This window comes from Thermus brevis (assembly GCF_026427635.1).
GTDB lineage: Bacteria > Deinococcota > Deinococci > Deinococcales > Thermaceae > Thermus > Thermus antranikianii.
Window position 1 is genome coordinate 2,021,216 of the sequence record NZ_CP102606.1, and the last position, 13,124, is coordinate 2,034,339.

13 protein-coding genes are annotated in these 13,124 nt (G+C 64.5%); 8 read left to right on the plus strand and 5 right to left on the minus strand.

The genetic code is table 11. The features are described 5' to 3' along the window. The first annotated feature begins 33 nt into the window (after positions 1 to 33). The 4 genes from hisS to KQ693_RS10960 are packed head-to-tail and all read left to right on the plus strand — an operon-like array spanning position 34 to position 4,773. Positions 34 to 1,290 (plus strand): histidine--tRNA ligase, encoded by a 1,257-nt coding sequence (gene hisS, locus KQ693_RS10945; protein ID WP_267261285.1) that lies wholly within the window; start codon positions 34 to 36, stop codon positions 1,288 to 1,290. 24 nt (positions 1,291 to 1,314) lie between these two features. Then, on the plus strand, positions 1,315 to 3,060 hold the full coding sequence (gene aspS, locus KQ693_RS10950) for an aspartate--tRNA ligase (RefSeq protein ID WP_267261286.1): 1,746 nt from the start codon (positions 1,315 to 1,317) through the stop codon (positions 3,058 to 3,060). Continuing rightward, positions 3,053 to 3,946 carry a PhzF family phenazine biosynthesis protein gene (locus KQ693_RS10955; protein WP_267261287.1) on the plus strand — a complete coding sequence of 298 codons (894 nt, stop codon included), beginning with the start codon at positions 3,053 to 3,055 and terminating at the stop codon, positions 3,944 to 3,946. Before aspS ends, KQ693_RS10955 begins: the two co-directional genes overlap by 8 nt. Continuing rightward, the gene (locus tag KQ693_RS10960; RefSeq protein WP_267261288.1) at positions 3,946 to 4,773 is read left to right on the plus strand and encodes an HAD family hydrolase; all 828 of its coding nucleotides are present in this window, start codon (positions 3,946 to 3,948) and stop codon (positions 4,771 to 4,773) included. The genes KQ693_RS10955 and KQ693_RS10960 overlap by 1 nt, the downstream gene beginning before the upstream one ends. Here KQ693_RS10960 and KQ693_RS10965 read toward each other — a convergent pair. The 4 genes from KQ693_RS10965 to KQ693_RS10980 all read right to left on the minus strand — a co-directional run bounded on the left by KQ693_RS10965 (position 4,770) and on the right by KQ693_RS10980 (position 7,968). Next, positions 4,770 to 5,408, minus strand: coding sequence for a hypothetical protein (locus KQ693_RS10965; RefSeq protein ID WP_267261289.1), 639 nt, complete (start codon positions 5,406 to 5,408; stop codon positions 4,770 to 4,772). The genes KQ693_RS10960 and KQ693_RS10965 overlap by 4 nt on opposite strands. Then, complete coding sequence (locus KQ693_RS10970; RefSeq protein ID WP_267261290.1) at positions 5,384 to 6,628, minus strand: sensor histidine kinase; 1,245 nt, start codon at positions 6,626 to 6,628, stop codon at positions 5,384 to 5,386. Before KQ693_RS10970 ends, KQ693_RS10965 begins: the two co-directional genes overlap by 25 nt. Continuing rightward, complete coding sequence (locus KQ693_RS10975) at positions 6,606 to 7,268, minus strand: response regulator transcription factor (protein WP_267261291.1); 663 nt, start codon at positions 7,266 to 7,268, stop codon at positions 6,606 to 6,608. The genes KQ693_RS10970 and KQ693_RS10975 overlap by 23 nt, the downstream gene beginning before the upstream one ends. 61 nt (positions 7,269 to 7,329) lie before the next feature. After that, positions 7,330 to 7,968 carry a hypothetical protein gene (locus KQ693_RS10980; RefSeq protein WP_267261292.1) on the minus strand — a complete coding sequence of 213 codons (639 nt, stop codon included), beginning with the start codon at positions 7,966 to 7,968 and terminating at the stop codon, positions 7,330 to 7,332. An 80-nt stretch (positions 7,969 to 8,048) separates the two neighbouring features. Between KQ693_RS10980 and asnS the strand changes: the two genes are divergently transcribed. From asnS to KQ693_RS11000, 4 genes are all read left to right on the plus strand, one after another. Further along, entirely contained in the window at positions 8,049 to 9,365 is a 1,317-nt protein-coding gene (gene asnS, locus KQ693_RS10985; protein ID WP_267261293.1) for an asparagine--tRNA ligase, read from the plus strand. Positions 9,366 to 9,589: 224 nt separating this feature from the next. After that, positions 9,590 to 10,672, plus strand: coding sequence for a TRAP transporter substrate-binding protein DctP (gene dctP / locus KQ693_RS10990; RefSeq protein ID WP_267261294.1), 1,083 nt, complete (start codon positions 9,590 to 9,592; stop codon positions 10,670 to 10,672). A gap of 19 nt (positions 10,673 to 10,691) precedes the next feature. Then, positions 10,692 to 11,210 carry a TRAP transporter small permease subunit gene (locus KQ693_RS10995; RefSeq protein ID WP_323808522.1) on the plus strand — a complete coding sequence of 173 codons (519 nt, stop codon included), beginning with the start codon at positions 10,692 to 10,694 and terminating at the stop codon, positions 11,208 to 11,210. Continuing rightward, positions 11,200 to 12,513, plus strand: a complete 1,314-nt coding sequence (locus KQ693_RS11000; RefSeq protein WP_267261296.1) for a TRAP transporter large permease — start codon at positions 11,200 to 11,202, stop codon at positions 12,511 to 12,513. Before KQ693_RS10995 ends, KQ693_RS11000 begins: the two co-directional genes overlap by 11 nt. Before the next feature lie 28 nt (positions 12,514 to 12,541). Here the strand turns inward: KQ693_RS11000 and pdxT are convergent, their stop codons facing one another. Then, entirely contained in the window at positions 12,542 to 13,117 is a 576-nt protein-coding gene (gene pdxT, locus KQ693_RS11005; RefSeq protein WP_267261297.1) for a pyridoxal 5'-phosphate synthase glutaminase subunit PdxT, read from the minus strand. Between the last annotated feature and the right edge of the window lie 7 nt (positions 13,118 to 13,124).

Consider the following 13,124-nt stretch of genomic DNA (forward strand, 5'->3'; position numbering starts at 1 on the left):
TATAGCCTTCGCCCTCGGGTAAAGTGAAGGGGTATGGCCGTGCGCGGCACCAAGGACCTTTTCGGCAAAGAGCTAAGGCTCCACCAGCACATCGTGGCCACCGCCCGCCGGGTGCTGGAGGCGGCGGGGGCCCTGGAACTCATCACCCCGGTGTTTGAGGAAACCCAGGTCTTCGAGAAGGGGGTGGGGATCTCCACCGACATCGTCAGGAAGGAGATGTTCACCTTCCAGGACCGGGGTGGGCGTTCCCTCACCCTGCGCCCCGAGGGCACCGCCGCTATGGTGCGGGCCTATCTGGAACACGGGATGAAGGTCTGGCCCCAGCCCGTGAGGCTCTGGATGGCGGGGCCCATGTTCCGGGCGGAGCGCCCCCAGAAGGGGCGCTACCGCCAGTTCCACCAGGTGAACTACGAGGCCCTGGGCTCGGAAAGCCCCATCCTGGATGCGGAGGCCGTGGTGCTCCTGTATGAAAGCCTTAAGGAGCTCGGCCTGAGGCGCCTCACCGTCAAGCTCTCCTCCGTGGGGGACCCCGAGGACCGGGCCCGCTACAACGCCTATCTACGGGAGGTCCTCTCCCCCCACCGGGAGGCCCTCTCCCAGGATTCCCAGGAGCGCCTGGAGCTCAACCCCATGCGCATCCTGGACTCCAAGAGCGAGCAAGACCAGGCCCTCCTCAAGGAGCTCAGCATCCGGCCCATGCTGGACTTCCTGGGGGAGGAAGCGAAGGCCCATCTGAAGGCGGTGGAACGCCATCTGGAAAGGCTTTCCGTGCCCTACGAACTGGACCCCACCCTGGTGCGGGGCCTGGACTACTACGTGCGTACCGCCTTCGAGGTGCACCATGCGGAGATCGGGGCGCAGAGCGCCCTGGGGGGTGGGGGAAGGTACGACGGGCTTTCCGAGCTCCTGGGGGGGCCGCGGGTACCCGGGGTGGGTTTCGCCTTCGGGGTGGAGAGGGTGGCCCTGGCCCTCGAGGCGGAGGGATTCGGGCTTTCCGAGGAAAGAGGCCCGGACCTCTACCTCATCCCCCTCACGGAGGGTGCGGTGGCCGAGGCCTTTTACCTGGCGGAGAGGCTAAGGCCCCGCCTGCGGGTGGAATACGCCCTTACTCCCAAGAAGCCGGGCAAAGGCGTGGAGGAAGCCTTGAAACGAGGTGCCACCTTCGCCGGCTTTCTGGGAGAGGACGAGCTCAAAGCGGGGGAGATCACCCTGAAGCGGCTTTCCACGGGGGAGCAGGTTCGCTTACCCCAGACGGAAGCGTTGGGCTTCCTTCTTTCCGCCCTGGCGTGAGAATCCGTTAAGATTTGGGGGATTATGCGCCGTACCCACTTCGCCGGAAGCCTAAGGGAAGAACACGTGGGGGAGGAGGTGGTCCTCGAGGGGTGGATAAACCGCCGCCGGGACCTGGGGGGGCTCATCTTCCTGGACCTCCGGGACCGCGAGGGTTTGGTCCAGCTGGTGGCCCACCCGGAAAGCCCTGCCTACAAGGAAGCGGAACGCGTCCGCTCGGAGTGGGTGGTGCGGGCCAGGGGCACCGTGCGCCTACGCCCGGAGCCCAACCCCCGCCTGCCCACCGGAGCGGTGGAGGTGGCCCTTACCTCCCTCGAGGTCCTCTCCGAGGCCAAAACACCCCCCTTCCCCGTGGACGCCGGCTGGCGGGGAGAGGAGGAAAAGGAGGTTTCCGAAGAGCTCAGGCTCAGGTACCGCTACCTTGACCTGCGCCGGAGGAGGATGCAGGAAAACCTGCGCCTCCGCCATCGGGTCATCAAGGCCATCTGGGACTTCCTGGACCGGGAGGGCTTCATCCAGGTGGAAACCCCCTTCCTGACCAAAAGCACCCCGGAAGGGGCCCGGGATTTCCTGGTGCCCTACCGCCAGCAGCCCGGCCTTTTCTACGCCCTCCCCCAGTCGCCCCAGCTTTTCAAGCAAATGCTCATGGTGGCGGGTTTTGACCGCTACTTCCAGATCGCCCGCTGCTTCCGCGACGAAGACCTCCGGGCCGACCGCCAGCCCGACTTCACCCAGATGGACCTGGAGATGAGCTTCGTGGAGGTGGAGGATATCCTGGAGGTTAACGAAAGGCTCATGGCCCACGTGTTCCGGGAAGCCCTGGGCGTGGAGCTTCCCCTCCCCTTCCCCCGCCTCACCTACCAGGAGGCCATGGAGCGCTTCGGCTCGGACAAACCCGACACCCGCTTCGGCCTCGAGCTCAAGGAGGTGGGGCACCTCTTCCGGGAAAGCGAGTTTCAGGTTTTCCGGGAAGCGGAAAGGATAAAGGCCCTGGCGGTGCCCAAGGCCCTTTCCCGCAAGGAGATCGCCGACCTGGAGGAGCTGGCCAAACGCCACGGGGCCAAGGGCCTGGCCTTTGCCCGGGTGGAGGAGGGAGGATTCACAGGCGGGGTCGCCAGGTTTCTGGAGCCCGTGCGGCAAAGCCTCCTGGAGGCCACGGAAGCCACTCCGGGGGACACCCTTCTCTTCGTGGCGGGAACCGCCAAGGTGGCGGCCACCGCCTTGGGGCAGGTGCGTCTTAAGCTGGCGGAGGTCTTAGGCCTTCCCCGGGAGGGCTTCCGGTTCCTCTGGGTGGTGGACTTCCCCCTTCTGGAGTGGGACGAGGAAAGGGGCCAGTACACCTACATGCACCATCCCTTTACCAGCCCTCATCCCGGGGACCTACCCCTCTTGGATACCGATCCTGGGAGGGTGCGGGCCTTGGCCTACGACCTGGTGCTGAACGGCACCGAGGTGGGAGGCGGGTCCATCCGCATCCACGACCCCGCTCTTCAAGCCAGGATGTTCCAGGTCCTGGGCATCGGGGAGGAGGAGCAGCGGGAAAAGTTTGGCTTCTTCCTCGAGGCCCTCACCTACGGGGCCCCACCCCACGGCGGCATCGCCTGGGGCCTGGACCGCCTCCTGGCCCTTATGACGGCCAGCCCCTCCATCCGCGAGGTCATCGCCTTCCCCAAGAACAAGGAGGGCAAAGACCCCCTCACTGGGGCCCCAAGCCCGGTGTCCGAGGAACAGCTACGGGAACTCGGCCTCATGGTGATCGCCCATGGCTAGGATTCCCTACGTGATCGTGGACGCCTTCGCCTCCACCCCGGGGGCCGGGAACCGGGTGGCCATAGTGCTGGACGCCCGGGGCATGAACCTCGAGGAGATGCGAAACCTAGCCCGGCACCTAGGCGAACCGGAAACCGCCTTCGTAACGGAAAGGCAAGAGACCCTGTTCGCCGTGCGCTTCTTCACCCCGTCGGGAGAGGTGGAGTTCTCCGGCCATGCCGCCGTAGCCCTAGGCCTTATCCTGGTGCGCCTGGGCCTAGCTCCCGAGGGCAGCAGGCGGCTTTTCCTGCACACCCCCACGGAGGCCCTGCCGGTGGAGATCCTGTACGAGGCCGGAGAACCCCGCAAGGCCCTGGTGAGGGGTCCTGCCCCGAGGTTCCGGGATCTTCCCCCTTACCAGGTGCTCAAGGAGGTCCTCGAGGCCTTGGGCTCAGACGAACGTTACCTGCACCGCGGCCTGCCTTACGGCATCGCCTACACCGGGCTTTGGAGCCTCTTCGTCCCCCTTATCGCCCCCGGGGTGGTGGATGCCCTGGAGCCAGAGATGAAGACCCTGGCCGAACTTTCCCACCAGCTGGAGGTGGCCACCGTCCATGCCTACGCCCCCATGGGCCCGAGGAGCTTCTACGCCCGGGACTTTGCCCCCATCCTGGGCATTCCTGAAGACCCGGTGACGGGCTCCGCCAACGCTGCCCTGGGCGCCCTCCTGGCCCGGGCAGGGGTGGTGCCCAGGCGGGAAGGCCGGGTAGCCCTCACCATCTACCAGGGCCACCGCCTGGGCAACCCGGGGGTGGTGGAGGTGGTGGTGGAGTACAGCCCCACGGGCCAGCCCTACGGGGTGCAGATCGGGGGGGAGGCGGTCCAGGTATCCGCTGGGGAAGTTTGATGGTGCGGCTGGTCTTCGTGGACGTGGACGGCACCCTGGTGGGCAAGGAGGGGGTGCCCGAATGCGTGTGGCCAGCGGTGGAGGCCTTAAGGGCCAAGGGCATCCGCCTAAGCCTCATCACCGGCCGGCCGGGCCGGGGGCACGCCCTGGCCTACGCCCGCAGGCTGGACCCCATGGGCCTCCACGTGTTCGAGTCGGGGGCGGTGGTCCTGGCGTTTTCCCGTGATCCCCACTCCCCTCCCGCCCACCCCCTCCTGGTGGAAGCCCTGCCCCAGGAGGCGGCCCGGGAAGCCATCCGCCTGGCCCGCAGGCTCGGGCTTCCCCTCGAGGGCTACACCGCCGACGGGGGCTTCTTCATAGAGGGGGATAGTCCCCTCCTAAAGGCCCACCAGGAACTCCTGGGCGTGGTGGCCGAGGAAGCGGACCTGCTAAGGCTTCCTACCCCTTTGGTCCGCCTCCAGGTGCTGGCCGAGGCCCAAGCTCCCCTGGGCGCCCTCATGGACCCCTTGCCCCAGGAACTCCAGGCCCACGTGGCGGAAAGCCCCAGGATGCCCGGGGTGCGCTTCGTCTCCCTGACCAAGCGGGGGGTGAGCAAGCTCTCGGCCGCCCGCTTTGTGGCGGAAAGCTACGGCCTGACCCTGGCCCAATGCGCCATGGTGGGGGATGGGGAAAACGACCTGGAACTCATCCAAGGAGCGGGTCTAGGCATCGCCATGGGGAACGCTTCGCCCCAGGTCAAGAAGGTGGCCCAACGGGTGGTGGCTCCCGTGGAGGCATGCGGCCTGGCGGAGGCTCTTGCCAGCCTATTGCCCAGTCAAACGCCTTAAGGGAATGGCTTAAACCGCGCCCATACCACCCGCCCATCCCGATAAACGCCTGTCCCTTCCACCCAGCCTGGAGCCAAGCTGGGGGCAGGGGGCCTGAGCCCCAGGGGCAGAGCCAAGAAGCGCTGTCCATCCCAGTACGCCACCAGGTAAACGCTGACTCCTTCTGGAGCAGTTCTTAGGGCCAGGGTCCGCACGCTGTTCCCTTCCTCCACCGTCCAAAGCTCCAAGGCCCGGTAGCCCCCTTGGCCCACCACGGCCCCCGGGCCCCGGTAATACGAGAAGCGCGCCGGGGCCACAATGCGTAACTCCCGGAGGCGAAACCCCGCTCCCTCCCAACTTCCCTCCACCTCCACCGCCATCCCGGGAACCAGAAGGGCCATCCAGGGGGAGGAACCAAGGAGGGGAACGCCACCCACCAAGAGCGCCTGCCCATCGCTGAGGGTGACCTGACCGTAGAAGCGCTGCAGGCCCTGGTCGGAAGGGGATGGGGTAACCGGGGGGGGCAGGACGGGAGGCTTGGGGAGAGGCACGGGCGGAAGGGGCAAGGGGGGTAACTCCAGGGCCAACCCCCACCCCAGGAGCAAAAGCCCCAGCACCGCCATCCAGCGCTTTATGGAACCTCCTTGGGCAACCATAGGACCACCTGCCAACCGGGGTGGGCGTTTCCCCACTGGACCCTTCCCCCCAACCGCTCCACGGTGTGGCGCACCAAGGCCAAGCCTAGGCCCGAACCGGAAGAAGAGGGTCCCTTGTGAAAGGGGCTACCGAGCGCAGGTATCCGGGCCTCGGGAACTCCTGGGCCATGGTCGCGCACGCTAAGGACCAACCATTCCCCTTCCTCCCTTAACCCCACCTCCACAGGGGGACTGCCGTGCCGAAAAGCATTTGTCAAAAGGTTCGCCACCACCTGGCGCAGAAGATCGGGAGGTCCCCACACCTGCCCTTCCGTCTCCAGCTTCAAAACCAAACCCGGCCATTCCCGCCCCAGTTCCTCCAACAAAGCCTTCAACCCCACCCGCTCCCGGGTCATCTCGCCCCGCGCCAAGGCCAGCAGGTCCCTCAGCAGGCCCTCGAGGCGGGAAACCTGCGCCTTCAAGCGGGGAAGGGCCTGCTCCTGCGATACCAGACCCCGCTCCAAGGCCTCCAGTTGGCTACGCAAAGCCGCCACCGGCGTCCGTAACTCATGGGCCGCATGCCGGGTAAAGGTGCGCTCCCTCTCCAAAAAAGCCCTCACCGCCTCCACCATGCGATTGAAGCTCCTGGCCAGGGTGGCAAGCTCGTCCTCCCCCGTGGGAACCGGAACGGGTTCGGGAAAACGCTCCTGGGAAAGGGCCTCCGTGGCCCGGGCCAACTCCCCAAGAGGGCGAAGGAGACCCTTGAGAAGCAGGAAGGTGATCCCCAAGGCCAAGGCCAGGGCCAAGGGGAAGGCCAAAAGGCTTGCACCCAGGGCATACCCCAAACTGGGGGCAGGCAGGGCCACCTCGAGGGCGTACCCTTGGGGCAAGGCCCAGGCTTGGCTCATCCAGCCCCTTTCCGCTCGGTGCTCCCCTAAGGGGGAAGGAACCGGAAAGGGACCGCCGTAGCTGAGGTAGATCCGCCCCTCCCTCGTTACCCGCGCCCTGCCCTTGGAGAAGGGGAGGAGGAGGCTGTAACCCTCCGGCTTAAGGGCGGGCAGGGGCCCGGTAAAATCCAGAGCCTGATAAAGGCTTTGGGCAAAGACCAGAAGCTCCCTTTGGACCGTTGCCTCAGCGGCGCGCAACAAAACCCAGTACCCCAGGCCCAGCTGGGCCAGGGCGGAAATCCCCACCGCTACCCCCACCCCGAGGAGCAGCCTATTCCGGAAGCCCCAGGCCATACCCTCCTGCCCCCGTGCGCACCACTTCTGGGGCGAGCTTTTGCCTTAGGCGGTGAATGTAGATCCGCACCATTCTTACCGCCGTATCCCGGCCCGGGAACAAGCGATCGGCCAGCTCCTCGGGGGTGAAAAGGCGATCGGGGTTTAGGCACAGGATCTCTAGCAAGGCAAACTCCTTGAGGGTCAGGCCGATCTCCTCTCCCTTCCAGTACGCCTTCCGCGCCACCAGATCCACCGCGAGATCCCCCCGCCGAAAGCGGTCCCCCTTGTGCTGGGCTCCCCGGCGGAGAAGGGCCCGAACCCGGGCGAGAAGCTCTTCCAGGGCGAAGGGCTTGACCAGGTAGTCATCCCCTCCGAGGTTTAGCCCAGCTACCCGGTCCTCCAGGGAATCCCGGGCCGTGAGAAAGAGGATGGAGCCGGAATACCCTCCCTCCCGCACCTGACGGGCAAAGGTAAACCCCGCATCCTCCCCCTCGGGCAACATCACGTCCAAAACCAGCAAAGCGGGTTCGGCAGCCAAAAACTCCTCCCACGCCGAATCCAGGTCGGGAGCCCAGGTTGCCTCATACCCTTCCCGGGACAAAAGAAGTGTCACGGGCTCGGCGATGTCCGGTTCGTCCTCCACCACCAGGATGCGCACGCCTTCCCCATTCCAAGGCCCGGCCCCCCTCGAGGTCAAGGGGGGCCGGGGAAACGTCCTTCTACCTTCCCCCGCCGATCCCAATCCCGATCCTGAGATTCACCCCTCCTTGGCCGCTACCCTCCGTCCCACTGGAACCTTGGCCCTGTGAGCCTTCCTTCGCCTGGCTTCCCCGGGCCACCTCCAACAGGCCGCGAACCTGTCCCTCCACGCTGACGCTCACGTCCACCAAGGTGCTCCCCGCATGGTGGACCTGCAGGGTTCGCTCCTGGCCGTTCAGGATCAGGGTCACCTGGGTTGCCCCCTCGGCGGACACCCGAGCGTTGGGGTTCACCTCCACCAGGCCCACCACCCGGCCCTCCTTCCAGAAGACGGCCAGCTCCTTCTTGCCCTCCAGGGCCATGCGAAGCTCCGTGGCCACTTGGGCCAAAGCCGTTGCCTGTCCGTTAAGCCAAACCTTCGTTTCCCCCAAGGTCTTGCCCATCTGGGCCAGGGTAAAGGCGTAAACCCTTCCCTCCAGGTGGAGCTTCACCTCTCCTTGAGCCTTGAGCTGAGAAGAAGAAGCAGCCTGACCCAACTCCCCTTGGGCCACCAGCCGGCCCTGAGCATAGACCTCCGCCCAAACCCCCTGCTCCTGCTGAGCAAGACCCCAGACACCGAAGGCCACCGCCAACAACCCAACCAGCCACTGCTTGCTCATACCTTCACCTCCCATGCCCAGGGTAGGGAACAGAGGTAAATGCCAGGTAAACACCTCGAGGCCCCTTAGGATAGAAGGGTATGCGGGTCTTTATTGATGAGATCGCCAAATACGAGGGCCAGGAGGTGGAGCTAAGGGGCTGGCTCTACCAAAGACGCTCCAAGGGCAAGATCCACTTCCTCATCCTCCGGGACGGCACGGGGTTCCTGCAGGCCACCCTCTTCAAAGGGGAGGTACCGGAGGAAATCTTTGAGCAAGCGGATCACCTGCCCCAGGAAACCGCCCTCAAGGTCCATGGCCTAGTGCGGCGGGACGAGAGGGCCCCCGGGGGCTTTGAGCTTTCGGTGCGGAACCTCGAGGTGGTGAGCCTTCCCCACGGGGAGTATCCCATCGGTCCTAAGGAGCACGGCATCGACTTCCTCATGGACCACCGCCACCTGTGGCTCCGCCACCGCCGTCCCTTCGCGGTGATGCGCATCCGGGACGAGCTGGAAAGGGCCGTCCACGATTTCTTCGCCGAGCGGGGTTTCCTGCGCTTTGACGCCCCCATCCTCACCCCGAGCGCCGTGGAGGGCACCACCGACCTCTTCGAGGTGGACCTCTTTGACGGGGAAAAGGCCTACCTCTCCCAGTCGGGCCAGCTTTACGCCGAAGCCGGGGCCTTGGCCTTCGGCAAGGTCTACACCTTCGGCCCCACCTTCCGGGCGGAAAGGAGCAAAACCCGCCGCCACCTCCTGGAGTTCTGGATGATCGAGCCCGAGGTGGCCTTCATGACCCACGAGGAAAACATGGCCCTGCAGGAGGAGTTGGTGAGCTACCTGGTGGGCCGGGTTCTCACGCGAAGGGCCAGGGAGCTGGAGATGCTGGAGCGGGATCCCAAAGCCCTCGAGCCCGCCGCGGAAGGCAACTACCCCCGGCTCACCTACCGGGAGGCGGTGGCCCTGGTGAACCGGCTTGCGGAGAAGGACCTCGAGGTGCCACCCCTACCCTACGGGGAGGACTTCGGTGCCCCCCATGAGGCCGCCCTCAGCCGCCAGTTTGACCGCCCGGTCTTCATCGAGCGCTACCCCGCCCGGATCAAGGCCTTTTACATGGAACCCGACCCCGAGGACCCGGAGCTGGTCCTAAACGACGACCTCCTGGCCCCCGAGGGCTACGGGGAGATCATCGGGGGTAGCCAGAGAATCCACGACCTGGAGCTTCTACGCAGGAAAATCCAGGCGTTCGGCCTCCCGGAGGCGGTCTACGACTGGTATCTGGACCTGAGGCGCTTTGGCAGCGTGCCCCACTCGGGTTTTGGATTGGGCCTGGAGCGCACCGTGGCCTGGATCTGCGGCCTCGCCCACGTGCGCGAGGCAATTCCCTTCCCCCGGATGTACACCCGGATGCGGCCCTGAGGATCCGGGTCAATCCCCCACACATGCCATCTCCCGCCCCACGCTCTTCGGCGTGGGGCGGTTTCCTCTCACGCTGGCTCTCAGTAGGGACCCTCAATATTTCACTTTGTGAATAATCATGCCGAGGCTTGACAAATAAGGCCACTCGTGTTTCTATAAGTCCGTCACCAACCTACCGCGCTGCTCCTAGAGGTGCTTATATCGCCCTATCCCGGAGGGGAACCATGAAGGAGAACCGGAGGAACTTTATTCGCAAGCTGGCCACCGGCGTTGCGGCGAGCTCGGTGTTTAGCCCTCTGGCCGTCGCCCAGGCCCCCAGGTTCCGCTGGCGCATCCAGTCGGCCTGGGACGCAGGGACCGTGGGCTATAGCCTGTTCCAGAAGTTCGCCGAGCGGGTCAAGGAGCTCACCGACGGCCAAATAGAAATCCAAACCTTCCCTGCCGGGGCAGTGGTGGGCACCTTTGACATGTTCGACGCCGTCAAGACCGGGGTCTTGGACGGCATGCATCCCTTTACCCTTTACTGGGCAGGGAGGATGCCCGTAACCGCCTTCCTTTCCTCCTACCCCCTGGGCCTGGATCGGCCTGACCAGTGGGAAACCTGGTACTACGCCCTGGGTGGCCTAGCGTTGGCCCGCAAGGCCTACGAGGAACAGGGGCTTTTCTTTGTGGGCCCGGTCCAGCATGACTATAACCTCATTCATTCCAAGAAGCCCATCAAGAGCTTCGAGGACTTCAAGGGAGTGAAGCTGAGGGTGCCCGGGGGCATGATCGCCGAGATCTTCGCCGCTGCCGGGGCTGCCACGGTGCTCCTGCCGGGTGGCGAGGTGTATCCCGCCTTGGAGCGCGGGGTCATCGATGCGGCCGACTTTGTGGGCCCGGCGGTGAACTACAACCTGGGTTTCCACCAGGTCACCAAGTACATCATCATGGGCCCACCCGAAACGCCTTGCATCCACCAGCCCGTGGACCTGGCGGATATCACCATCAACATCAACCGCTGGCGCGCCCTGCCCAAGAACCTTCAGGAGCGCTTTGAGGCAGCGGTTCACGAGTGGAGCTGGATCCACTACGCTGGCATCCAGAAGGCAAACCTGGAAACCTGGCCCAAATACAAAGCTGCAGGCGTGCAGATTATTCGCCTGTCCACGGTGGATGTGCGCAAGTTCCGCCGCGTGGCCATCCCCATCTGGTTCAAGTGGGCCAAACAGGACAAGTACGCTCGGGAGGCCTTTGCTAGCCAGCTGGAGTACATGAAGGCCTTAGGGTACGTCACCGATGCGGATATCCGCGGCTTGAACCTCTAGCCTCGAGGGTTGCACCGTGATCCAAAACCTGCTGCGCCTCCTCAACCTCATCGACGCCTTAAGCCTGTGGTCAGGGCGGTCGGTCGCCTGGCTTACCTTGGTAGCGGTTCTCATCCTTACCGCCGAAGTGGTGCGGCGGTACTTCTTCAACGCCCCCACCCAGTGGGCCCACGAGGTGTCCACGCTCCTCTTTGGCCTCCTATATGTGCTGGCCGGGGCTTATGCCCTAAAGGAAAAGGCCCACGTGGGTGTGGATGTTTTCTATAGCCGCCTTTCCCGCAAGGGACAGGCCTGGTTCAACCTCCTGGGCTTCGTCTTTTTGACGCTATTTGCTGGCACCCTGGTGGTGTATGGCTGGAAGTTCTTCCTGGCTTCCTGGCAGAACCGGGAGTTTTCCCTGGCCAACCAGGCCATCCCCATATTTCCCTTCAAGCTGGCTATCCCCCTGGGTGCCGCCCTGCTGCTTCTACAAGGTCTAGCTAACGCGATCCGGGACCTTCTCGTGCTTCTAGGAAAGGAGGAAGATCGTGCCCATTGAGACGCTCACCTGGTTGATGTTCGGAAGCCTCTTCCTCCTCCTCTTCACGGGTTATCCCCTGGCCTTTCTGATTGGGGGCGTTGCGGTAACCTTCATCGCCTGGTTGTGGAGCCCAGATGCCTTGGCCCTGGTGCCCCAGCGCATGTGGAACAACATGACTCAGTACCTTCTAGCGGCCATCCCCCTCTTTATTTTCATGGCCTCCATGCTAGAAAAATCTGGGCTCATCGAGGAAATCTTTGACGTCGCCTACAAGTGGCTGGGGCGGGTCCCGGGCGGTTTGGCGGTCGCCACCGTTGCCGCTTCCACTGTTCTCGCCGCCATGGTGGGGGTGATCGGCGCGGCAGTGGTAACCATGGCCTTAGTGGCCCTACCGGCGATGCTCCGCCGGGGGTATAGCCCCGTGCTCGCCGCAGGCACCGTGATGGCAGGGGGCACTCTCGGCATCCTCATCCCTCCCAGTGTCCTCGCCATCATCTACGGCCTGGTGGCCAACCAGTCCGTGGGAGAGCTTTACCTGGGCTCCGTGCTCCCCGGGTTGGTCCTTTCGGGCCTGTACATGCTCTTCTCCGTCGTCTATGCGCTCCTCTATCCCCAGGCTGCCCCCAGGATTCCCAAGGAGGAAATGCCCACCTGGGCGGAGCGCTGGCGAGCCCTCGGGGCCATCTGGGCCCCCCTCCTTCTCATCTTCCTGGTGCTCGGGACCATTTTCCTGGGCCTGGCCGCCCCCACGGAGGCGGCGGCGGTGGGCGCCTTCGGGGCCATGCTGGTGGCCGCCCTACACCGCAAGCTCACCTGGCAAAACCTGCGGCTGGCCTTAGAGCAGACCGCCAAGGCCACCGCCATGGTGCTTTGGATCATCTTCGGGGCCAACGCCTTTGTAGCCTTCTACGTGGCCCAAGGGGGGGACCGCTTTGTCAGCGAGCTCCTTTTAGGAACCGGGCTCTCCCCTTGGGGAATCCTGATTGTGATGCAGATCATCCTTATCATTTTGGGGATGTTTCTGGATTGGGTGGGGATACTCCTCTTGGCCGTTCCCGTCTTCGTACCCATCATCCGGAGCCTAGGGTTTGATCCACTGTGGTTCGGGGTCCTCTACTTGGTAAACATGCAGATGTCCTTCCTCTCACCCCCCTTTGGGTATGCCCTCTTCTACGTAAGGGGGGTGGCACCCCAGATCTCCATGGGCACCATTTACCGGGCAGCGATCCCCTTTCTCCTCCTCCAGCTCACGGGCCTTATCCTGGTTATGCTCTTCCCAGGGCTCGCCACCTGGTTGCCCAGTCTGGTTTACGGGAAGTAGGCTCCAGGAAATACCTGGAGCCTACCCTTTACACTCCTGCCAGCTCCAGGAAGTACCGGTGAAGCCTGGGGTCCTGGGTGAGCTCAGGGTGAAAGGCACTGGCAAGGATCTTGCCCTGGCGCACCAGGACGGGAAGACCATTCAGCTCCGCCAGCACCTCCACTCCTTCCCCCAATTTGCGGAAGGCTGGGGCTCTAATGAAGACCCCGTGGAAGGGACCCAAACCCCGGACCTCGAGGTCCTCCTCAAAGCTTTCCACCTGCCTGCCAAAGGCGTTGCGTTCCACCCATGCCTCCAACACCCCCAAACGGGGTTGCTCGGGGTAGCCCACGATCTCCTTGGCCAACCAGATGGCCCCGGCGCAGGTGCCGAAGAGGGCCAGGGAACCCTCTTCCACCCGCCTGCGCACCTCGTCCTCGATTCCGTATTCCCGGGCCAGCTTGCCGATGGTGGTGGACTCCCCGCCAGGCACGATGAGGGCCTTGAGCCCCTCCAGGTGCTCCTTCTTCCGCACCTCCTTTGCCTCTATCCCCAGACGCTTAAGCGCCTCCTTGTGCTCGCGGAAATCCCCTTGTAGGGCTAGGACGCCGACCACGCCCCTCATCCTGGAC